The organism is Gracilibacillus xinjiangensis (assembly GCF_042651765.1).
In the GTDB taxonomy this organism is placed as follows: Bacteria; Bacillota; Bacilli; order Bacillales; family Amphibacillaceae; genus Gracilibacillus; species Gracilibacillus xinjiangensis.
This window is the reverse complement of the sequence record NZ_JBHSDT010000004.1, coordinates 868,289-889,895: the sequence shown is the minus strand read 5'-3', so window position 1 is coordinate 889,895 and position 21,607 is coordinate 868,289. Positions and strand designations below refer to the sequence as shown.

21 protein-coding genes, 1 pseudogene and 1 riboswitch are annotated in these 21,607 nt (G+C 35.8%); of the genes and pseudogenes, 10 read left to right on the top strand and 12 right to left on the bottom strand.

Annotated elements, in window-relative coordinates; all coding sequences use genetic code 11:
- Positions 1–4: 4 nt before the first annotated feature.
- Both ACFOY7_RS08280 and ACFOY7_RS08275 read right to left on the bottom strand, forming a co-directional pair.
- Positions 5–2,623 carry a cation-translocating P-type ATPase gene (locus ACFOY7_RS08280; protein WP_390251262.1) on the bottom strand — a complete coding sequence of 873 codons (2,619 nt, stop codon included), beginning with the start codon at positions 2,621–2,623 and terminating at the stop codon, positions 5–7.
- The gene (locus ACFOY7_RS08275) at positions 2,616–3,950 is read right to left on the bottom strand and encodes a hemolysin family protein (protein WP_390251259.1); all 1,335 of its coding nucleotides are present in this window, start codon (positions 3,948–3,950) and stop codon (positions 2,616–2,618) included. Before ACFOY7_RS08275 ends, ACFOY7_RS08280 begins: the two co-directional genes overlap by 8 nt.
- 459 nt (positions 3,951–4,409) lie before the next feature.
- Between ACFOY7_RS08275 and ACFOY7_RS08270 the strand changes: the two genes are divergently transcribed.
- Positions 4,410–5,312 (top strand): ArsR/SmtB family transcription factor, encoded by a 903-nt coding sequence (locus ACFOY7_RS08270; protein ID WP_390252063.1) that lies wholly within the window; start codon positions 4,410–4,412, stop codon positions 5,310–5,312.
- Positions 5,313–5,475: 163 nt separating this feature from the next.
- Positions 5,476–5,853 (top strand): response regulator, encoded by a 378-nt coding sequence (locus ACFOY7_RS08265; protein WP_390251257.1) that lies wholly within the window; start codon positions 5,476–5,478, stop codon positions 5,851–5,853.
- A 251-nt stretch (positions 5,854–6,104) separates the two neighbouring features.
- Here the strand turns inward: ACFOY7_RS08265 and ACFOY7_RS08260 are convergent, their stop codons facing one another.
- Complete coding sequence (locus ACFOY7_RS08260) at positions 6,105–6,659, bottom strand: hypothetical protein (protein ID WP_390251255.1); 555 nt, start codon at positions 6,657–6,659, stop codon at positions 6,105–6,107.
- Positions 6,660–6,949: 290 nt separating this feature from the next.
- On the opposite strand from ACFOY7_RS08260, the gene ACFOY7_RS08255 reads away from it, so the two are divergent.
- The 5 genes and pseudogenes from ACFOY7_RS08255 (at position 6,950) to ACFOY7_RS08235 (ending at position 9,035) form a co-directional block, all read left to right on the top strand.
- The gene (locus tag ACFOY7_RS08255) at positions 6,950–7,249 is read left to right on the top strand and encodes a HesB/YadR/YfhF family protein (protein WP_390251253.1); all 300 of its coding nucleotides are present in this window, start codon (positions 6,950–6,952) and stop codon (positions 7,247–7,249) included.
- 51 nt (positions 7,250–7,300) lie between these two features.
- Positions 7,301–7,768: a flavin reductase family protein gene (locus ACFOY7_RS08250; RefSeq protein WP_390251251.1), complete on the top strand. Its 468-nt coding sequence runs from the start codon at positions 7,301–7,303 to the stop codon at positions 7,766–7,768.
- Between the two features lie 20 nt (positions 7,769–7,788).
- Positions 7,789–8,274, top strand: a complete 486-nt coding sequence (locus tag ACFOY7_RS08245; protein WP_390251249.1) for a DUF1189 family protein — start codon at positions 7,789–7,791, stop codon at positions 8,272–8,274.
- Positions 8,275–8,336: 62 nt separating this feature from the next.
- Positions 8,337–8,738, top strand: a pseudogene (locus ACFOY7_RS08240) (ATP-dependent DNA ligase); the annotation flags it as partial.
- A gap of 9 nt (positions 8,739–8,747) precedes the next feature.
- A complete protein-coding gene (locus ACFOY7_RS08235) occupies positions 8,748–9,035 on the top strand; it encodes a hypothetical protein (protein ID WP_390252081.1) in 288 nt (95 codons plus the stop codon).
- Positions 9,036–9,586: 551 nt separating this feature from the next.
- On the opposite strand, the gene ACFOY7_RS08230 is transcribed toward ACFOY7_RS08235, so the two are convergent.
- Positions 9,587–10,582, bottom strand: coding sequence for an LCP family protein (locus tag ACFOY7_RS08230; protein WP_390251247.1), 996 nt, complete (start codon positions 10,580–10,582; stop codon positions 9,587–9,589).
- Positions 10,583–10,984: 402 nt separating this feature from the next.
- On the opposite strand from ACFOY7_RS08230, the gene ACFOY7_RS08225 reads away from it, so the two are divergent.
- Both ACFOY7_RS08225 and ACFOY7_RS08220 read left to right on the top strand, forming a co-directional pair.
- The gene (locus ACFOY7_RS08225; RefSeq protein WP_390251245.1) at positions 10,985–11,425 is read left to right on the top strand and encodes a hypothetical protein; all 441 of its coding nucleotides are present in this window, start codon (positions 10,985–10,987) and stop codon (positions 11,423–11,425) included.
- A gap of 9 nt (positions 11,426–11,434) precedes the next feature.
- Complete coding sequence (locus ACFOY7_RS08220; protein WP_390251242.1) at positions 11,435–12,469, top strand: hypothetical protein; 1,035 nt, start codon at positions 11,435–11,437, stop codon at positions 12,467–12,469.
- A 341-nt stretch (positions 12,470–12,810) separates the two neighbouring features.
- Here ACFOY7_RS08220 and ACFOY7_RS08215 read toward each other — a convergent pair whose 3' ends face one another.
- The 3 genes from ACFOY7_RS08215 to ACFOY7_RS08205 are packed head-to-tail and all read right to left on the bottom strand — an operon-like array spanning position 12,811 to position 15,811.
- On the bottom strand, positions 12,811–13,974 hold the full coding sequence (locus tag ACFOY7_RS08215; protein WP_390251240.1) for a Gfo/Idh/MocA family protein: 1,164 nt from the start codon (positions 13,972–13,974) through the stop codon (positions 12,811–12,813).
- 44 nt (positions 13,975–14,018) lie between these two features.
- Positions 14,019–15,143, bottom strand: coding sequence for a Gfo/Idh/MocA family protein (locus ACFOY7_RS08210; protein WP_390251238.1), 1,125 nt, complete (start codon positions 15,141–15,143; stop codon positions 14,019–14,021).
- Between the two features lie 17 nt (positions 15,144–15,160).
- Complete coding sequence (locus ACFOY7_RS08205; RefSeq protein WP_390251236.1) at positions 15,161–15,811, bottom strand: ThuA domain-containing protein; 651 nt, start codon at positions 15,809–15,811, stop codon at positions 15,161–15,163.
- 466 nt (positions 15,812–16,277) lie between these two features.
- On the opposite strand from ACFOY7_RS08205, the gene trhA reads away from it, so the two are divergent.
- Positions 16,278–16,922, top strand: coding sequence for a PAQR family membrane homeostasis protein TrhA (gene trhA, locus ACFOY7_RS08200; RefSeq protein ID WP_390251234.1), 645 nt, complete (start codon positions 16,278–16,280; stop codon positions 16,920–16,922).
- Between the two features lie 99 nt (positions 16,923–17,021).
- Here trhA and ACFOY7_RS08195 read toward each other — a convergent pair whose 3' ends face one another.
- The 5 genes from ACFOY7_RS08195 to ACFOY7_RS08175 all read right to left on the bottom strand — a co-directional run bounded on the left by ACFOY7_RS08195 (position 17,022) and on the right by ACFOY7_RS08175 (position 21,424).
- The gene (locus tag ACFOY7_RS08195; RefSeq protein WP_390251232.1) at positions 17,022–17,408 is read right to left on the bottom strand and encodes a hypothetical protein; all 387 of its coding nucleotides are present in this window, start codon (positions 17,406–17,408) and stop codon (positions 17,022–17,024) included.
- Positions 17,409–17,543: 135 nt separating this feature from the next.
- Complete coding sequence (locus ACFOY7_RS08190) at positions 17,544–17,858, bottom strand: DMT family transporter (protein ID WP_390251230.1); 315 nt, start codon at positions 17,856–17,858, stop codon at positions 17,544–17,546.
- On the bottom strand, positions 17,858–18,196 hold the full coding sequence (locus ACFOY7_RS08185) for a DMT family transporter (protein WP_390251228.1): 339 nt from the start codon (positions 18,194–18,196) through the stop codon (positions 17,858–17,860). The genes ACFOY7_RS08190 and ACFOY7_RS08185 overlap by 1 nt, the downstream gene beginning before the upstream one ends.
- A gap of 87 nt (positions 18,197–18,283) precedes the next feature.
- A riboswitch (guanidine-I (ykkC/yxkD leader) is annotated at positions 18,284–18,467 on the bottom strand.
- Between the two features lie 102 nt (positions 18,468–18,569).
- Positions 18,570–19,736: a nucleotide sugar dehydrogenase gene (locus ACFOY7_RS08180; protein ID WP_390251226.1), complete on the bottom strand. Its 1,167-nt coding sequence runs from the start codon at positions 19,734–19,736 to the stop codon at positions 18,570–18,572.
- Between the two features lie 128 nt (positions 19,737–19,864).
- Positions 19,865–21,424, bottom strand: coding sequence for a Na+/H+ antiporter NhaC family protein (locus ACFOY7_RS08175; protein WP_390251224.1), 1,560 nt, complete (start codon positions 21,422–21,424; stop codon positions 19,865–19,867).
- Positions 21,425–21,607: the final 183 nt, after the last annotated feature.

Here is a 21,607-nt window from a genome sequence, read left to right as displayed (position 1 = left end):
ATAATTATTTATTTCTAATTACTTTCACTATCTCCATTAAAATGACACTGCCAAGTGCTAATCCGGCTGCAATTAACCCTTGATTCCAGCCAAAGTCTGACGGGATATGAAAGATATCTCGTGCGAAAGGCAAAATGGTAATGATATAAAGGACAAAGCCAACAAATACTGCGCCGAGCACATATTTATTGCTAAAGAAACCTGCCCCAAATGCTGTTTGGACATTAGATCTCGCAGGGAATGTTTGCAATGTGCGTGACAAAATTAATGTCGTAAAGGCCATTGCTACCCCCATTTCATCCGAATGCTGTAAACCGATATAATGTGCTGTGATAACTGCTATACCAATCAATAGTCCGCGGATAATCACAGACTTTAATGTACCACCGGCAAAGATACCTTCGCCAATATCTCTAGGTTTGCGCTTCATTACATTCGGTTCTGATTTTTCCACACCTAAAGCGATCGCTGGTAAAGAATCATTAACCAGGTTTATAAATAGTAGTTGCAGTGCTGTAAATGGGTTGGCCCAATTCATAATAACTGCGAATAATATCGCAATGATCGCACCTAAGTTTCCTGCAAATAAATAAGCGATTGATTTCTTAATATTATCAAAAACGGTACGGCCAACACTGACTGCTTTGACAATGGAAACGAAATTATCATCTGTTAAAATCATAGCTGCCGAATCTTTGGCAACATCTGTTCCACTGCCCATACCTATACCAATGTCTGCTTGTTTCAATGCTGGTGCATCATTCACACCATCACCTGTCATTGCCGTAATTCGATCTTTTTTCTGCCATGCCTTTACAATCCTAATTTTATTTTCTGGTGAAACTCTGGCATATACAGAAATTTTTTCGAGTTTTTCGTCTAATTCCTGCTCAGACATTCTATCTAATTCTTTACCTGTTACTGCTAAATCCCCTTCATTCATCAGTCCAATTTCTTTACCAATCGCCTCTGCAGTTGTTTTATGATCCCCTGTAATCATCACAGGTTTAATACCCGCTTTCTTTGCTTCTTCAATTGAATCATAAACGGCATCACGTGGCGGATCCATCATTGCTGTAAGACCAATTAACGTAAAGTCTTTTTCATCATCTAAAGATATCTGGTGATCATCGTCAACCTCTTTGAAACCAAACGCTAATACTCGTAATGCTTGCCTGGAATAGTCTTCATTCTGATTTTTCAATTTCTCTAACCATTCTTGATCTAATCTCTTCGCTTCACCATTTACTAATATCGATGAAGCACGGTCAAGCATCACATCAGGACCGCCCTTAATGAGCATCACACGTTTGTCATCGATTGTATGGACTGTTGACATCATTTTGCGATCAGAATCAAATGGTAACTCCGCTTCTCGTTTAAATTTATTTCGTAATTCTTTATATGATTCTTTTTGTTTTTCCGCAAAGTGAATTAACGCGATCTCAGTTGGATCACCAATCTCATTTTTATCCTGATTAATATAGGAATCGTTACAAAGTACAGCTGTTTGGATTAACAGCTGTTCACTTTTCCCCCATTTATCCGTAAAAGGATCCTCCACACCTGGTAAATAAAAATCCGTTACTGTCATTTGATTTTTCGTTAATGTACCTGTTTTGTCTGTACAGATTACACTTGTGGATCCTAATGTTTCAACTGCTGGAAGTCTGCGGATAATGGCATGTTGTTTCGCCATTTTATTCGTTCCAACAGATAATACGATAGTTACTATGGAAGATAATGCTTCAGGTATTGCTGCAACTGCAATGGCGACAGAAAACATCAATGCATCAAGCACTGCTGTTGTCATATCAACATCTGCTCCAGTAAACCATAACCTTCCAACTTGGACAGCAAAAATGATGATACAAATTAGCAAAATGGCAATCCCTAACTTTTTACTAAATGCATCTAACTTTCGCTGTAATGGTGTTTGTTTTTGTTCAGCTGTTTCGATCATTTCTGCAATTTTGCCTATTTCTGCTTTTTCACCAGTTGCTGTCACAACAAATGTTCCACGCCCATTGACAACAAGTGAACTGCTGAATACCATGTTTCGTTGATCCCCGATTGATACTTCGTCAGTGATTGGTTCTGTTATTTTTTCCACAGCATCAGACTCACCTGTCAGCATACCTTCATTGATTTTGAGAGATTCTGCTTCTAACAAACGGCCATCTGCTGGTATGTAATCGCCTGCCTCGAGTTTAACAATATCTCCAGGCACCAATTCTCTTGCCATTACTGTTAATGTCGTACCATTTCTTATAACTTTTGCTTCTGGGGCAGACATGTCACGCAAAGCATCCAGAGAACTTTCTGCTTTTTTTGTTTGGACTACACTTATTACAGCGTTCAGTAATATTACGAGGAAAATAATAGTAGACTCGATTACCTCACCAAGCACTAACTGTACAATTGCTGCAATGAGCAGAACAATAACCATGGCATCTTTAAATGTCTCAAGGAATAACTTCCATGTTGGAACTTTTTCTTTATCGGCAATTTCATTATATCCTTCTTCTTCCAACCTTTTTTTTACAATAGCATCTGATAATCCTTCTTCTGATCCCTCTAAATATTTGAGCACATCTTCTTTCGTTTGTTGATAATTATTCATTGTCATTTGCCCCCTCCACATCTTTTTGTAATGCAACATGTACTTTTTCAATTCTCAAATCTGATACTTCCGTTACTTTGAAAACAACAGACTCATAAGTAATTGTTGGATACTCATTTATTTTAGGGATATAACCTAATTGATGAATAAGAAAACCATTGACTGTTTCAAATTCTTCTGCAGGCAGTTGGATATGAAATGCCTCTTCTAACAAGTAAAGATGGGTTGTTCCTTCCACTTCGTACTTGTTTGCGGTAATTTGCTTTAATGGTGTTTCTTCCTGTTCACCTGGCAAGTGATGTTCACTTAAGATTTCTCCAACAATCTCTTCAATCATATCTTCTATTGTAATTAGACCATCAATCCCGCCATATTCATCCACTACCATTGCAATATGAACATTATTCTTTTTCATATCCTGAAAGGCAACATCAATCGGCTGTGATTCCATGACATAATATGGCTTTCTCAGAATGGGTTCAATCGACTGGTCTTTCCCTCTATCTGTTAACAGTGGTACCATATCTTTCATATGTAGAATTCCAACAATCTGGTCGATATTTTCTTTGTAAACAGGGAACCTGGTAAAACGTTTTTGGTTAATTTTATCGATAATTTCAGTTAGTGATGTACCAAGCTCTATTGCACTTATTTCCGTGCGATGTGTCATAATATCAGAAACAGTCTTATTATTAAGTTCAAATATATTGTGGATCATTTGTTTCTCATCCTGCTCAATTGTACCTCTTTCCCCACCAATATCGACAAGCATTCGAATTTCTTCTTCATTTGCCTCCTCTTGTTTTGCATGAGGATCTACTCCTAATAACCGTACAATTAAATTTGTAGAAAGATTCAGTATTTTTACAAAAGGGGCACTGATTTTAAATAATATGGTTAATGGTGATACAACGCCGTATGCAATTGTTTCTGCTTTTTGCAAAGCTAACTGTTTTGGTACTAACTCACCAATTACTAATGTGAAATAGGATAAAAGAATGGTAATAAGAACAACTGAAATTGTATTCAGGAGAGAAGCAGATAACGGTACGCCTATTGCGATGAGCCATTCTGCTAGTGGTGTTGCAAAACTATCTGCAGCAAAAGCACTCGCTAAAAATCCTGCTAATGTAATTCCAATTTGAATTGTTGCAAGAAACCGGCCTGGTTCTGATAGCAGTGCTTGAAGTTTGATTGACTTTTTATCCTTTTGTTTTGCTTTTCTCTTAACTTTATTATCATTAAGTGCAACTAAAGAGATTTCTGATGCTGCAAAAAATGCATTTATAAAAATCAGAAGGATTAGAACAGAAATTTCCAATAACACTCATATCACCTTTTCCATATAATCTCTTACCATTGGTATACCCTAAAATACATAATGCAACCATATATCAAAACAAATAATAAAACCCTAGGCAGTAAGCTTTACATTAGATTACATTATCATGCTATCGCTTTATAAATGTACGCAGCGGCTGTAATCGTGACATCGGTGTTAGAAAACTCATATTACTCTGCCGTTCCTTTGTCATATTGTTATGGATTATATTTATCCAAACTATAATTTTTTATTACATGAAAGGAATTATTGACGTTAATTAATGTATTAGTTAATTTTATTCTTAAATAAAAGAAATTCTCCATTTTACCTTAACTTCAACTATCTCTTTCACTAGATAAAGTGGTATAATAGATTAATAAAAACTATCTATATCAAAACATATTTTGTCACTGTAACTTTATAATTATTAAATGATTATTTGAGAGAAAGTAGTTGATCAGATTGCAATTAGAAGTGGACAAGTCGTCATTACCAGTATATGAAGCTTTAGCAAGCGAAGTAAGAATACATATTATTAACCTGCTATCTAAAAATAAAATGAATATAAAAGAATTATCTGCAGCTCTGGGAATTAGTAGTCCCATTGTGACAAAACATGTTGAAAAGCTTGAGAAGGCAGGAATTATCCGTACAGAGAAAATTCCCGGCAAATCCGGTTTACAAAGAATCTCTATCTTAAAAGTTGACCATATTGAAATTAATTTCCCGAAGAAAATCTACCATTCATTTGCGACATATGATACATCTGTACCAGTTGGTCATTATACTGATTACCATGTATTGCCTACATGTGGTCTTGCCACAAGCAAGGATTTTATCGGGCCAGTTGATGATGTGAAATACTTTATGGATCCGCAGAGAATGGATGCCAGAATTCTCTGGTTCACACAAGGGTTTATAGAGTATAAGACACCGAACTTTCTAAGAGAGGAAGATGAATTACAGCAGCTGGATATAAGTTTCGAAATCTCTTCTGAATTCCCTTTTTCAAATGAAATATGGCCCTCTGATATTACGTTCACCTTAAATGATATTGAGTTAGGAACATGGATAAGCCCGGGTGACTTCGCAGACACAAGAGGTAAATATACACCAGAATGGTGGCCGAACAATATAAATCAATATGGTTTATTGAAGACAATTCGAATTACTTCCCACGGGACATACATGGGTGGTGATCCGCTTTCTGATGTTACTATCCATGATTTAGATACGACGACAGATGGCTGGAAACTGCGTATTGAAGTAAAAGAGAATGCAGAACATGTCGGTGGCGTTACATTGTTTGGCCGCGGATTTGGTAATCATGATCAAGATATTAACTTTAAGCTATATTATATATAACTCAGTAAGAATGGAGCCTGTTTTTACAGGCTCCTTACCGTTTTAAAAGGAGTGATGAGAAAATTGTAATATTTTATCGAATTTTCTTCACACTTAACTGAAATTGAAGTAAAATAGTAATACAACACGAAGACAGGAATGTGAATAAAGGGAGTTTATCAAAATGAAGACAGTTCTTATTGCTGATGACTCAACATTTATGCGTAAGTGGTTAAAGCAAATTATTGAGAAACATCCATATAAAGTCATCGGTGAAGCAAAAAATGGATTAGAAGCTGTTATGCAATATCAAAAACTCCGACCAAACATTATTTTAATGGACATTGTCATGCCAAAAGTCAACGGATTAGATGCATTGAGGAAAATTATTGAGTTAGACCCTTGTGCGAATGTTATTATTTCTTCATCTCTTGCAACGAAAAACAATGTGACTTCGGCTTTGCAATATGGTGCTAAAGATTTTATTGTAAAACCCCATTTTAGCGGATTAATCAAAGTACTCGATAAAATAGAATCAGAGAAAAATATGCCTCCTTTATAAAAGAGGCAATAAAATACGAACATTTCACTTGAAATAAGTACAGTTACTTTTTACTGGATAGTGGAGTAATTCGCTCGTCAAAACACTTCACTTTCCGCGGACACAGCTTTCACTTCCTCAGAAAGCAAAAATCACTTACTGAGGAACTTCAGCCCGCGCTGTTTCCATCTGTACTATGTGTTTGGACTACGCAAACTATCGGCGTTTCATTCATATTTTTTGACTAAGCTGTTCAATTATGACGCAATCTCTTAGTTTAGCAGAAAAAATTCTTCTTTTCCCAGGTGCTGTACATAAGTTTCCGCTAATTTCTTTAAATCATTTGATTCCTCAAGAAACAACCATTGATCATCTTTCTCGCCTCTATATGATCTTCTTTCAAGCTGAAATTTTCTGGAAGTTTTATCAGTTAGTGTAAAACACAACTGTGCTTCATATGTTTTATATTTTGGATCAGATAATGCCTCTACAACAAGCGGAAGTTCATGTGCAGAGACTGGGTTTTCGTATGTGAAAATGTAAATACTTTTCTGCTTTACATCTAATTTAAAGTCTCTTATTGGACTAAGCCTATCCAACGCATTTTCAATTATTTTTAATTCCTCTTTTGTAATTCCTTTTTCCGTTGTTTTTGTTAAGAAAACTCTGCCATTTGGGTGTTCATACACTTCATACCCTGCAGGAATTTCCTCTACGTTCGTGTTATCATCATTTTTTTTAAAATAATAGCTTGGGTTTCCTCTACTAGTTTTCCTCACGTGCAGGAAGTATTCATCTCCACGGAAATTTGTGTATTTAATCGCCATAAGCACACCACCTTCAGACTAATTATTCGATTCGTAACTACTTATATCCCATATTAGTATAACAAAAACAGGAGTAAATGAAAACTTCCTCCATTATTCAAAGGATAGAGGTTCCAATCAAAAAGTGTATCCTGTTAACAGCAAAAACTATTTAGGTTTTAAAACAAATTATTACACATTCACTTCATAAAGAGTTATTGTAATGTTAGGAAACATAAAAAACATCTGTGTTGATACGAATACGAATGGGTATGTTTTAAAGAGAATACTTTCTGGAAGGAGTGGAATATATGGAAATAAAGGTAACAGATAAAGCTCTTCAATGGTTTAAGGATGAGGTAGAATTAAATGAAGGGGAAACTGTAAAATTCCAGGCGAAGTACGGTGGTTCAAGCCCAATTCATGAAGGTTTTTCATTAGCATTTCAAGTAAAAGTGGAACCGGACGAAGTAATTGCTTCAACAGAAAAAGGTGGCATAACCTTCTTTATTGATTCAACAGACGCTTGGTATTTTAAAGGGTACCATCTGATTGTTAATTATGATGAAGAATTAGAAGAAGTGTCCTATGAATATGAAAAAGAATCATAAACATTATGCTAAGTATTGGAACATTTTTATATTACTAGGAGGAAGATGACAATGAGTTCTCAGCAATTCCGCAAAGCAATGAGCAAGTTTGCTACTGGAATTACCGTTGTTACCACAACATTTGATAATAACATTCAAGGGATGACAGTAAATGCATTTATGTCTGTATCCCTTGATCCACAATTAATAACAATATCACTTGATCAAAGCAGCAATTTCTATAAGAATGCAAACGAAATACATCGATTTGGGATTAGTTTTCTAAGGGAAGAGCAACAAGATATCTCCATGATTTTTGCAAAACAAATAGATAAAGAATTCGATGACTTTTCTGTATTAGACGATGTTCCTGTAATCCCTGGTGCACTAACCACTCTTGCTTGCACAGTTGTTAATCAAGTCGAAGCAGGTGATCATCTTCTTTTGATTGCTAATGTTGATAAAATTGAACTGTCTGAAGATGAAGGCAACCCTATTCTCTATTACAATAGCAGCTACCGAAAGATCGATAAAGGTTAGTCAAATAATGGAGGATGCCAATGAATCTTATTTCCATTATTAAATCATGTGCAAAATTACCACAGAAAAAAGCACTTTTTCAATTAAATCGTGTTAGTATGAGAGATACTTTAGTTTATCTCTTTTTACTGTTTTTCATCTCCTTTTTGCCGAATGTCATATTAAATATTATAACATTTGAAGCAGATGAATCCGTATTATCCTACACACAGTTTTTATTACAAATGATCGTATCATATCCTTTTCTCATGATGTTTTTGGTCATTACAAGTATTTCTGTTTTCGCTTTTTTTGCTCTTATTATACGGACTGTGCTGAAACGGAAACTTGCTTATCAACAACTGTGGAAGATGACAGGTTTTGCTATGTTATTTCCGCTGATTTTTTATCATATACTTTTTTTTACACCATTGTCTAATAATATTGGATTCATTATAAGCTTAGTCTGGCTTTATGTTCTTATCTATCGAATGATTGTTATTTTTCCAAAGAAAACAATGAGGTGAGAATTTCAGGAAGTTACTTTAGGAGTTGAAATTAATGTTGGCGACAAAACAGCCTATATACACGTCACCGCAACGATGTCACCATGAAATTTCCGGAACTTCATAATATAGATATTCCAAATGGAACGATAATAGATGGAGAAATCATTGTGCCTGGTTCTAATGGAAAACCGGATTTTGAAGCGATGATGTCTCGATTCCATTCAAAGAAATCCCCACATTCTATACAATATGCTGTATTTGACGTTATGTATTATCAGGGAAATAGAGTCACCTAGCTTCCGCTTATTGAAAGAAAAGAATTATTATCTACATTTTTACCTGTTTCAAAGCATATAATTCCTGTTCAATGGATAAATGGAAATGGGATAGCGTATTTCAACCTGGTCAAGCAAAATCAGCTGGAAGGAATTGTTTTAAAAAAGGCAAACTCATCTTATCAAGTTAATAAACGTTCATCTAATTGGTTAAAAGTGATCAATTACCAATTTGCAGAGGTATCTATCATTGGACTGAGAAAAAAGGATTTTGGGGTATTGTTAGGGAAGGTAGAAGAAAAGGTTGAGCCTGTTGGAATTATGGAATTTATGACTCCTTCAGCTAAAAAAATGTTATATAAAGAATATCCAAAGTGGGTAACGAAGGAAAATAAACAGTTTATTTATATTGATCCAGATAAAGTTAAATGCCAAGTGAAATTTAGAAATTATACAAATAGCGGAAAATTACGAATTCCTTCATTTGTTAAATATATATCGTGAAGAAGTGGCAAAAAGCCCCATAATACCTTCTAAAGTGATTTCATATTTCTTAATTTTTGATATGCTTAACTTCAGGTATTGCTAGCATCCTTTCATTTCCCCCACCATTAATTGATTAGACACCATTAACGGTAGGTTAATTTGAGAGGACTGGCAAGCCTTCTTTTATAACTGCAACCTTCTAACATTTTGGTTGCAATATTCTATACTTTTATTTTGCATTAAACAGTTCCTTCACCTATGAGACCAGCAAGCGTAGTGCGGTAGGTACTTGACTAAAATTAAACATTATTAGTGTCCAATTTATTGACATAGATCCATAAATACCAGTAGAGGATATCTAAATTGATAAGAGCATGATTAATGACAGTGAAATTATAATGAAGAGAAAGGCAAAAAAACCAAATTAAAATGAGGCTAGTTATGTCCCAGCCTCTAATTTTTTTATCAAAAAAAATGAACTTAACTCATAAACAATTATAATATGAGCAAAAAACAAATTAATAGAATAATAACCATCACCAAATTAGAGATAGACTTTCAAATTTTAATTATTGTATTTCAAGTTGACTATTATCATTCGCTCCATCCAAAGAATTTCCGTTTTCTAGAAAGTTCAGCAATGCTTGCCTATTTATATCTTCGTCTATCTCTAATACTTCACCTAATAAGCTATGTGTTTCTGGTGAAAATGCTCCTGGAAGATCAACGGGTATTCGCATTGTTTCAATCTGATCAGGTGGATCAGATAGGAATGAGAATGCATATCTTCCAATATCTTTTTCGGACATATTAGTATTAACATATGGCATTACTGTTCCGACAACTTTAGGGACTTTTAGAATATTCTTAAATGACAATAATTCATCTTTTATTCTAGATATTACTTGCTGTTGCCGGCGTACACGTCCAAAGTCACTTTCTCCATCATATCTGAAGCGGGCATACCCAAGCACATCTGCACCGTTCAGATTCTGTACACCTGATTGCAGATTTATCTGTAAACCGCCAGCATTGTCGGTATAAGTCATCTGCTTTTCAACATCAATTTCGATTCCTTCTGGGGCAATAGTATCGATAATATGTTCAAATCCTTCAAAGTTGACAATCACATAATAATTGATATCTATATCGAAATTACTTCTTATCGTTTGACGTAAAAGTTCTGGACCACCTTTGGCATAAGCGGCATTAATTCTATTATATCCGTAGCCAGGTATATTCACATACGTATCCCTCATAATTGAGACTAACTTCGCCCGCCCATTATCTACATCATATTGTCCAATCATAATCGTATCTGTTCTTGAGTTACCTTGCTCAGTCGAGTCTTCCCCAAGAAGTAGCAAGTTTAATTTTCCATCAACAGGGTTAGTTGATTTAAATTCATTATCATATTTTTCCAATCCAGGATCTTGTTTAGGATTGTTGATTCGTTCTTCCGCAGCTCTCTTTCCGCTCCAATATTGAAAGAATGAGAATATGATTACAATTAAAAACAGCAGAAGTATCAAACATAGAATTAGCCGCAGGTTTCTCTTCTTCATTCTTTTAATAATAACTCTTTTACCTTCAACCATAATTTTCCCACTCTCACCAAATATTACTTAACATCCAAGTTACACAACTTTTCTTTAAAAGTAAATAGTAAATTTTAAGAATACTCTATCTATATAATCACCCATAATTTTAAGCTTTGTGAGATTAAGTTAATGAGTTATTCATATATCATTTAATTTTCGGGTGGTAAATCCTATAATTTTTGGGTGGTAAATCCTATTATACTATATAAATAGTAATTTGACTTGCGATAACAATTATGGTAATATTTAGGTAGTTTTTATGGGTTCGATAGCTTTTATAAGCGGAAAGTAAGAGAAAAGATCTTTAAAAACGAGAGGATGGAAAAAATGAAAAGAAAAAAATTTTTTCAAAAACTTGCAACTAGCATGGTAATTGTTGGACTTATGTTTTCGAGCATACCGGTTTTTGCAACTCAATCACCAGAATCTCCGGAATTGCCAGAGTCAATTACAAAGGATGGCAAAGTGTTCACTTTGGATAAGTCTTACGGCGGTGGTCCCGGGACTGCGACACCAGACAAGACATTAGACAACAGTATGAATCTTCTTTCTTCTTATAGAGTTACAGGTAGTGATGTTGCATTATATATTGATTACAGCCATGGACACGGTGGTGATCATTATGCACATGGATTTGTAGAAGCAACTGCACCACGTTTCACTGCAAGAGCAGAAGTTTGGGAAAATGGTCGACTTAACACCGCAGGTACAAATAATTTGAATAGAGGAAATATTGCTTATGGAACTTCTCATCTAGCTGTGGGCGTTAGCTCGGCTCATTATCCGCGAATTTTTTATAATTGGTAATAACGTAAGATGAAAGCGCTATTGTTGTTTCGCTTTATAAAACCTATTTACACCATTGTCGTAATTATGTTTCTCGTCGTTTTGACAGCATGTAGTTCAGTGGAGGATGATAATGCATCTGATGTACAACAAAATAACATCAATCCAGTTGTACCGGAAAAGCCAAAATCAACTGAATCTGAACCTACATCGTTTGAAAATTACGAAGAGTACATAAGTTATATCTCCGAAGTTCCTGATTTTGAACCGTACTATAAAACCGTGTTTGCTTTTGAAGAGCTTCCAAACGGCATAACAAGTGTGCCGATTGAAGAAGTAAAGGCTATGTATAATGAAATGAAGGCGACTTTCGATTATGTTCTAGTGAATGAACACTCTTTAGTCCATAGGGGAAATTATGAGGGCGACACAAGCTTTGTGGAAGGATACGAACCGTCTCAGACTACCGATATTAGCATGGAATCTTCAAGTCCTATTAATACTGTTTCACGCGATTGGCAAGGAAATGAGATTTTGACAACGCCATTAAAGACGGTTATATTAGGTGAGAGTGTTTCCACTCGCTTCGATAGCAGCATTGATGAGGGCAGAAATCTTCAAGTGGCTGATTTTACGCTTAAATCTCCGAACGAACCAATCAGTGTTGTGTTAGGAAATGCATATAAGGATATTTATGCAATCGGTGATATTTTCTCATTGGAATTGATTTCTGAAGTAATGGATTTTAAAGTAGTGGGCTTTTATAAGTCGGGCGTTGGTTTATCAAAAGACGTTGGTGCGCTAGATCATGTGAACTTTGATCACACCATCGTTATGCCACATTTTATACCTGATTACGAACCTGTTGGTGAGGCTGCTGTTTTTCAACATGCTTTTCTTGTTGCTGAATTGATGTCGGGGCATATCCGTATTCAAAAGTCGGTCGAGGATATAGAAGATGCTACCTATGAACAAACAGTGGAAATTATGGAAGAGATTGCGGAGCGACACAATCTTTCCTCTCTCTATAAAGTTCCATATTGGCCGGTCGGTTTTGTTTGGTAAATTAGCTATCAATATGAATAAAATATTTGTAACTAGCTAATTAAAAAACTAAATCAAAACGTCAGCTATATTTAATCGTCTCATCTAATGATGGGGCGATTTTTCTTTGTTAGTTTAATATAAAAACACATTAATCAAAGGTTTGTATATCGGTTTAGAAAAAGTACCAAATTTACTTTTATCCACGATTTAGACCATGACCGGGAAAATGCAACCTGTATGGTATAGCAGAAGGTTCACCAGTCAAAAAGCACAATAGATTTGTCGCCAAATCGTTTGGCAGCATTCGAACTATTTCCGCTAACGGTCAGTATATATACATTTTTCTTAAAGAGGTGAATTTATTTAATTTTAACCCAGCTTCTTTCTTCTGTTGATTTTTCAATTGCTTCTAATAAGACTTGATTCCTTACCCCATCTTCGAAATTGGGAGCTGGCTGATAATCCTCTGCAATACCACGCAAAAATTCATCAATTAAATGGATAAATGTATGCTCGTAACCGATGATATGTCCTGCTGGCCAATATGCACCGGCATATGGATGAACCTCTTCCGTACAGTTTATCAGTCGAAAACCTTGTTCTCCTTCATTATCGTCAGCAAAATAGACTTCCATATTATTCATATTCTCCATATCCCATCTAATTGAGCCTTTTTCCCCATTGATTTCGAATTTGTTCTTATTTCGGTTTCCACCAGCAAATCGAGTCGCCTCAAATGTACCAAGTGCTCCATTTTCAAATCGCGCGATAATTGCCACCGCATCATCTACCGTCACTTCCCCCATTTTACTCGAATCACCTTTTGCACTTAAACCGCCAGTCATTTCACCAATCGGTCTTTGTTTAACAAATGTTTCCATTGTTGCAGTAACTTCGCTAAATTCACCAATCAAAAAACGGGCCAAATCAAGGCTGTGGGCACCAATATCACCTAATGCGCCTGAACCGGAAATTTCCTTTTTTAAGCGCCATACAAGCGGAAAGTTTGGGTCGATAATAAAATCTTGTAAATAATTCGCACGATAATGGAAAATCCGCCCTATTTTCCCTTGATCAATTAATTTCTTGGCAAATTGAACAGCAGGAACAAAGCGATAATTATGGCATATCATATGTTTTACACCATTTTTCTCTACTGCTGAAAGCATTTGCTTCGCTTCATCAACCGTCATCGCGAGCGGCTTTTCTGTAATAATATGCTTACCTGCCTCTGCTGCTGCGATCGCTATTTCTGCATGGGTATGATTTGGTGTGACAATATCCACAATGTCCACATCATCACGTTCTATTACTTTCCGCCAATCTGTTTCATATGCTTCCCAGCCGAATTTTTCTTTTGCCACTTTGACAGCATCTTCATTTCTGCCTGTGATTACTTTTAATTCTGGTGTTAATGGATTATCAAAATAAAAAGGAAGATCCCGATATGCATGACTATGTGCCTTACCCATAAACTGGTAGCCGATCATTCCAATACGAATCGAGTTGTTTCTTTTCGTCATAACGTTCAACCCTTTCATTTATTTAGTTACCTTCAGGAAATAATCTAGTTATCACTGTTTCTCAGTTTACTAGTGAAATTGCTCTCCTCTATACCTATTGGCAATGATTCTGGTTGAGTACAAGTGCTTTTTGTATAATAATGCTTTTCATTCATTGAAGCATCATGGATACCATGCATAATATCAAGGACATGATAGGCAAGTTCACCATCAGTCCGTGCTTTTCTTTTGCTAAGGATAGCGTCAGCCATTTCTGCAACACCGAGGCCGCGACTATTGTTAGCAAATCCATGTGTGAAGGCAATTTCTTGCCATTCTTTATCATCTTTTTTCCGAAGATAAACGGGACCGCCAAATGTGTTTGGATCTGGAACAGCTATACTTCCTTTCGTGCCATATATTTCAATGTGGGGCAGCCTGTGATGCCATGTGTCAAAACTTGTGATAATGGAACCGACTGCACCATTTTTAAAATCTAGTACACCGTTAATCTGTGTCGGTACCTCTACTCTTATTTTCTCCCCGTATTTTTCTTTACTTGTAATCGTTCTTTCTTGGTATGTTGTTTGGGCCGATCCTGTTACACGTTTTACAGGTCCCATGAGGGCAATAAGTGCTGTTAAGTAATATGGCCCCATATCAAACATTGGTCCACCTCCAGCTTGATAGTAAAATGCTGGGTCTGGATGCCAGCGTTCATGACCTGGAATCATCATGAAAGCAGTTGCTGAAATTGGCTCACCAATTAATCCATCTTCTATGAGTCTTTTACATGTTTGTATACCTGCTCCTAAAAAAGTATCTGGTGCATTACCGACGTATAATCCCTTTTCTTGTGCAAAATCCAATATTTCTTTGCCTTCTTCTCTTGTAACAGCTAATGGTTTTTCTCCGTAAACATGTTTCCCATTCTCTAATGCGCTCATCGCGATTTCTTTATGAACCGCAGGTATGGTTAGATTGATAACTATATCAATTGTCGGATCCTTTAATAAGTCTTCCGTTGAATATGCTTTTGGTATATCAAATTCTTCTGCTCTTGCTTGCGCTCTTTCTAATACAATGTCAGATACAGCTTGAATGCGATAATTATCGAAGCGACTTGCATTCTCCAAATATATCTTGCTAATATTCCCACACCCGATAATCCCAACATTTAACTTATTCATACCAGTACTCCTTCCTATTATCTACTTGCCCAAACCATTCCCCGTTGCATTAATTTCAATACTTCTGGCATTTCGACTATTTCAGCCACATGGCCCAAACCGCAATAATATACTTTTCCTTTTCCCCATTTCTTTGTCCAAACAACAGGCATATCTACCTCCCCATTTGTTTCATAAGGACCTTCTGCTATAGGAAAGCGAGTTGTAGCGTGAACTTGTACTGCTGGATCCACATGCATGTAATATTGTTCAGAAATAACATCGAAATCTTCCATGCCTTCTGTCAATGGATGACTAGGATCTACAATGTTTACACGATATTCTACACCGTCATCACCCGGATGAGCGACCCATTGGCCACCGACCATGAATTGATATTCCACTTCCATCCGAAAAGAATCTCCCATTCCACCATGCAATCCAGCAAGCCCAGTTCCTGTTTCAACAGCTTTTAATAATGGTTGTAATTGTTCTTGTTCAATCGTCCCTTGTGTCCAGTTAGGTATAATTAAATCGTATTGTGTTAAATCATTTTCTTTTAATGTATCCAATGTATCTGTAATTTCCACCTCAAAGTCTTCTTCCATAAGTAATCGTGCTAATATCTTCGCGACTTTTTCCGGTTCATGCCCTTGCCAGCCACCTTGGAATATGAGTGCTTGTTTCATTCTATCTCACCTTTCTATTAAACTATTAGTTGATAAACAATATAATTGATGTCAGCTTTTTTCCCTTTGAGCCCATAAATCTGTGCAGAGCTTCCCATCAAAAAGTTCCAGGTAATCTTACAATTCCAGAACTATCACCTGCCACACCATCGAATGTTCTGGATGATACGATGCTGAACGTTAAAACAGGATTAATTGTATTTTCTCCTTTCTATCGTTAAAACCATTATATGAATGCGCTAACAATAAATACATTTTTATTATAACTAAGTTTGTATAAAGAACAAACTAATTATGCCGAATATTATAAATATTTTTTTCTTTACTATAGTGTTGGCATGTTTGCAATCTTTTCTTAAAAGGAAGATAATAAAGTGAGACCTCTGTCAGTAAATGTCTTACGTGCGGCTAGCACTATGATACATCAGAACTTAATTTTAAAGAATGAATGAAAGGAAGCTAGTTTATGGGTTCAACACATGAATTTTCTAAAGATGAAGAGTTAGCAAATTCCATTACACATGGAATTGGAGTTGTTTTAAGTCTAGCTGGATTAGTTGTTTTGATTGTTTATGCTTCTCTTTACGGCTCAATTTGGCATATAGTAAGTTTCACTTTATTTGGGATTACAATGGTAGTCCTTTACACTTCCTCTACGCTGCTGCACAGTCTCCCGAAAGGAAGAGCAAAGAATGTCTTCGAAATTCTGGATCATTCATCGATCTATTTCTTTATCGCCGGGACATATACACCGTTTTTATTTCTAGCCATTAAAGGCTGGTTAGGATGGACACTTTTCGGAGTTATTTGGGGACTAGCAATTGGCGGTTCCATTTTCAAGGCATTTTTCGTGAAGAAATTTCTCTTCTTCTCGACAATATTATATGTGCTAATGGGCTGGCTAATCGTATTAGCATGGCAGCCACTTGTAGCTCATATGCATTCAAATGGTATCGTCCTGCTAGTGTTAGGCGGATTGTTCTATACAGTGGGGGCAGTTTTTTATGTCTGGCGCGGATTTAAGTATCACCACGCACTATGGCATTTATTTGTATTAGCTGGTTCCATCGCTCATTTCTTTTGTGTGTTATTTTATTTATTACCCCGTTAGTCGGGTCTGTTAGAGTAAAAAAGGAGACTGTTCTTAACAGTCTCCTTTTTCTGAGCTTTTTTATACTGCCTGTTCAAAGTTTGCTAAATAAATCTCTCTTCATATTTGCTCCTGATATGCTTCCTTTTTAATCAGGCCAATACTTTGTAATAGTGTTATTGAATCAGATGTTAACAGATTCAAAGCTTCTCTTTCCATTAACAAATCCGGCATTTCTTTTGTTACCATTTTAATCCCTCTAATGTCGAATCTTTCCGCATACAGATTTATTGCTCTAATGATTGCATGTTCTTTTTTACTCAAATTATGATAGCCTGATTGCTGGCGACTTACGATAAAATCTAATATTTCACGTGCGTTATGATTTAACAAGTGTTTTTTTTGTTTTAATAGTATCACATTTTCCTCAATATATCTTCTTGCTGTTGCTAATTCTGATCTTTCCGTCGCACGGTTTATATTTTTGATAAGTTCGCTAAATTCCATTTTAAATCCTCCGTTCAAAAGCCCCTAATTCAGTAGGTAATATAACCCATTAAATATAACATAAATACAACTTTTTGACCATTAATATTTAAAATAATTATCACCTTTTGTCGAAAAGTAATAATTAACGGGCTTTTAACCTAACATCTTAAGACCTATAACTGATAAAATGATTAATGATAAAAAGAAGATTCTTTTTATATTTTTAGATTCATGGAAAAACAGAATACCAATGATCGCACTGCCTGCTGCTCCTATACCTGTCCAGATCGCGTAGGCAGTTCCCATAGCGATATAATTCAATGCATATGACAGGCCGACAAAGCTCATACTAAATGAAAAAATCAGAAGTAATAAATCACTTATTTTTTTAGTTTGATGCCATCTGCTAATCATAATAACACCGAACATTTCAAATAACCCTGACAAAATTAATACAAACCATTCCATTATACGACACCATCTTTCTTTCCATCATCTGTTGTCATTTTTAACCCAATAACCCCTACCAGTAATAAGACAATAAATAATATTTTCCATATATTAAAAGGTTCTTGAAATAGGAGTATATCTACTAATACAGTTCCAGCAGTTCCTAAACCAACAAATACAGTATATACAGTACCTGTTGGTAATTTCCTCCCTCCCATAATTAAGAAATAAAAACTTACTGTAATGGCAATAACAGTAAGACACCACTCCAATATGTTGTCAGCGTGAGTTAATCCGACTACCCACAGCACTTCAAATAATGCCGCAAACACAATCTTCAGCCATTCTTTATACATTACTGTTCTCCTTTCGATAATCCGCAATTTGTTTACAGATTACGCGCAAAAACTATTTTCAATTAAAATAGCCCAAGAGATAGTTTTATCTCCCAGGCTTTTGTCCCTCCGTGTCACAGTTCCATTTAACAAAGTAAAACTTCCATTAGGGGCTGTTGATCCTCAATCGCCAGGCGGAAACTTCAGGAAGTTAGCGTGGTTTTTAAACTGTGTGTTTTCTCTCGGACCTGTCCAATAAATTTCTTATCGCGGAACCCTAGAAAACTTGTTTTTATTTAATTAAGACAAGTCTACATAATTCTAGATTCCTTTGTCAAATACTTCATCATATGCGAGCATTTTCGGGGATAATGTCACTTTTCAGTTACCCGAATTAATCACGTTGGTAAAGGTCTCTAGTATATACCTTATACAATATATCCTCTATTTCCTCTGTAATTCGATTGGCAATTATTAACTGAGATTGTTCCTTCAATTCCGCTAAATTATTTACTACTTTCGCTCCATGAAAACTTTCTTCATTTATAGTAGGTTCATATATCATAACCTCTATACCATTATCCAATAATCGATCCATAACCCCCAACACAGCTGATTCTCTGAAATTATCTGCATTCGCTTTCATCACTAATCGATAGATACCCACTTTCCTATAGGATTGCTTCAATATTTGATTGGCTATATGATCTTTTCTCGTTTGATTGGCCTCTACGATTGCTTTTATCATATTGTTTGGAACATCAGAGTAATTAGCCAGTAGCTGTTTTGTATCTTTTGGCAAACAATAACCGCCATAACCAAAGGATGGATTATTGTAATGGGTGCCAATTCTCGGATCTAAACCTACACCTTCGACGATTTGCTTTGCATCCATCCCTCTTACTTCTGCATAGGTATCCAGCTCATTGAAAAAAGCAACCCGCATTGCTAAATATGTATTCGCAAATAACTTAATTGCTTCCGCTTCCGTAGAATTTGTATGTAATACAGGGATATCCTCTTTCAATGCACCTTCCACCATTAAATCAGCAAAAATTTTCGCTTCTATTGATTGATCACCAACGACAATTCTCGATGGATATAAATTATCGTATAATGCCCTGCCTTCGCGAAGAAACTCTGGTGAAAAAATGATCCGGTCTGTTTGATACTTATCTCTTAATCCTAAAGTAAAACCAACTGGCACGGTTGATTTGATAATAATACATGGTGCATGTTCCAACTGAATTACTTGATCCACTATGTTCTCCACTGATTTGGTATCAAAGAAATTTCGTTCCGTATCGTAATTTGTTGGTGTAGCAATAATAACATAATCTGCTTTTTCCATTGCTTCTTCAAAATTAGTTGTAGCCCTTAATGATAATTCTTCTTCCTTCAGATATCTTTCTAACTCAGCGTCTAGAACAGGGGATATCCGTTCATTGATCATAGCCACTTTTTCCTCTAATATATCCAATGCTAAAACCTGATGCTTTTGTGCTAATATCACTGCATTCGATAATCCGACATATCCCGTACCAACAACTGTAATATTCAATGATATCACCTCCCCATCAACCTATGATTATTATATCAATACATATGTGGTGTTTTCCTTTTCCATACGGAAACTTCACAAAAAGTTATCAAAAAATCAACGAAAAAAAACACACCATATTTGATGTGCTATTTCTCCACTATATTCTTCTTACCAATCGAACGAAAAATAATGACTATAATGACTACTGCTAACATTGTCAGAATTAATGCACTAGAAGGGCTTCCTGTAAAACCTAATATAAAATAGCCGATACCGGCAGCCAGTGCGCTTATAAATGCATATGGCAATTGTGTCATAACATGATCCATATGATCAGAGCCTGCCCCAGTTGAAGATAAAATAGAGGTGTCCGAAATTGGTGAACAGTGATCACCAAAAACAGCTCCTGCTAGTACCGCAGACATTGCTGGAAGGACTAACTCCACATCATAAATAACAGCAATCTGTGCTGCTATTGGAAGCATAATTCCGAATGTTCCCCAAGACGTCCCTGTCGCCAACGCCATAAATCCTGCAAGAAGGAATAACAATAAAGCTAAATAATCTACATTGAATGAATACTTGTCTACCAATGAAGCTAAATAACCACCTGTATCAATTGTTTCAATAATTGATCCGATCATCCATGCCAACACTAGTATATAGATAGCTGGAAGCATAGAAAGCGAGCCATCCTTCAACACTTTCAATACAGATATCTTTCTGCCAGGCAACAAAATATATAAACATGCAGCAACAACTACAGACAATAAGCCGCCAATAAACAGAGAGAGATTTACATTTGTATTCTCAAACATAGAAAGAATAGTTGCTTCTCCTTCTACTGCCATCTTCCCAGTAATAAGCATTGCAGCAATTGTGGCGATAATCAGTATGCCTATCGGAATCAAAAGGTGATAGATTGTCCCATTTTGGTTCACCAGTCCATTTTCTTTTGCCATCATTGCTTTGCTCCGCTTATTCGGATCAAGAACTTGTCCTGTTTCCAAAGCTCTTTGCTCATGTCTTTTCATTGATCCAATATTAATATTAAAAACAGCTACAAGAAAAACAAGTAATAATGCAGCAAATGCATAAAAATTAAATGGAATCATTTTGACAAATGCCTCTAATGGTTGATATTCATTTATTTGCAATGATACGAATATTGTACCAATAGTCCCGATTATATATGCACCCCAACTAGAGATTGGCGTAATTACAGTAATCGGAGCAGAAGTTGAATCAATAAAATAAGCGAGCTTAGCCCTAGAGACTTTATTTCGATCAGTAATCGGTCTTGCTATTTGCCCTACGGCTAGACTGTTAAAATAATCATCGATAAAAATTAGCACACCTAAAAAAGATGGAATAAGCTGTGCCCCTCTTCTCGTTTTCACTTTTCCTATTGCCCAATCACCAAATGATTTACTCCCACCAGATGCTGTCATAAAAACAGTCATTATCCCCAGTAAAAGCAAGAAAACGAGTAAATAAATACTTCCCACATTCCAGCCATCTGTTGTATAGAATATATCTCTAAACACTAGCCATATTTGTTCCACACTGTTAAGCACATGAAAATCATGGACTAATAAAGCCCCAACTATAATACCTGTACCTAAAGAAAGTAATAGCTTTCTCGTAAAAAGCACTAATACCAGCATCAATATTGCCGGGATTAGTGAATATATCGTTCCTTCCATCACATAACCTCCACAAATTTATCTTGCCCAATTTCCCATAGAAAAAAACAGCAATAGTAATTCTATTACTGCATTTTTCGACATTTTTTTCTTTTCATAGTTTACCAAGATTCGTGAGAAATGTCATGGTTTTTATTTAAACTTTTACCGAATAAACTAATTTTATTGTAAAAAAGTGAGTTG

Bases quoted from the DNA above. Each gene is read 5' to 3' on its own strand.
- ACFOY7_RS08225 (WP_390251245.1), top strand. From the start codon at position 10,985: ATGGTAATTGTTGGACTTATGTTTTCGAGCATACCGGTTTTTGCAACT.
- ACFOY7_RS08215 (WP_390251240.1), bottom strand. From the start codon at position 13,974: ATGACGAAAAGAAACAACTCGATTCGTATTGGAATGATCGGCTACCAG.
- ACFOY7_RS08210 (WP_390251238.1), bottom strand. From the start codon at position 15,143: ATGAATAAGTTAAATGTTGGGATTATCGGGTGTGGGAATATTAGCAAG.
- ACFOY7_RS08195 (WP_390251232.1), bottom strand. From the start codon at position 17,408: ATGGAATTTAGCGAACTTATCAAAAATATAAACCGTGCGACGGAAAGA.
- ACFOY7_RS08220 (WP_390251242.1), top strand. From the start codon at position 11,435: ATGAAAGCGCTATTGTTGTTTCGCTTTATAAAACCTATTTACACCATT.
- ACFOY7_RS08205 (WP_390251236.1), bottom strand. From the start codon at position 15,811: ATGAAACAAGCACTCATATTCCAAGGTGGCTGGCAAGGGCATGAACCG.
- ACFOY7_RS08185 (WP_390251228.1), bottom strand. From the start codon at position 18,196: ATGTATAAAGAATGGCTGAAGATTGTGTTTGCGGCATTATTTGAAGTG.
- trhA (WP_390251234.1), top strand. From the start codon at position 16,278: ATGGGTTCAACACATGAATTTTCTAAAGATGAAGAGTTAGCAAATTCC.
- ACFOY7_RS08190 (WP_390251230.1), bottom strand. From the start codon at position 17,858: ATGGAATGGTTTGTATTAATTTTGTCAGGGTTATTTGAAATGTTCGGT.
- ACFOY7_RS08175 (WP_390251224.1), bottom strand. From the start codon at position 21,424: ATGGAAGGAACGATATATTCACTAATCCCGGCAATATTGATGCTGGTA.
- ACFOY7_RS08255 (WP_390251253.1), top strand. From the start codon at position 6,950: ATGGAAATAAAGGTAACAGATAAAGCTCTTCAATGGTTTAAGGATGAG.
- ACFOY7_RS08280 (WP_390251262.1), bottom strand. From the start codon at position 2,623: ATGAATAATTATCAACAAACGAAAGAAGATGTGCTCAAATATTTAGAG.
- ACFOY7_RS08260 (WP_390251255.1), bottom strand. From the start codon at position 6,659: ATGGCGATTAAATACACAAATTTCCGTGGAGATGAATACTTCCTGCAC.
- ACFOY7_RS08265 (WP_390251257.1), top strand. From the start codon at position 5,476: ATGAAGACAGTTCTTATTGCTGATGACTCAACATTTATGCGTAAGTGG.
- ACFOY7_RS08250 (WP_390251251.1), top strand. From the start codon at position 7,301: ATGAGTTCTCAGCAATTCCGCAAAGCAATGAGCAAGTTTGCTACTGGA.
- ACFOY7_RS08230 (WP_390251247.1), bottom strand. From the start codon at position 10,582: ATGAAGAAGAGAAACCTGCGGCTAATTCTATGTTTGATACTTCTGCTG.
- ACFOY7_RS08245 (WP_390251249.1), top strand. From the start codon at position 7,789: ATGAATCTTATTTCCATTATTAAATCATGTGCAAAATTACCACAGAAA.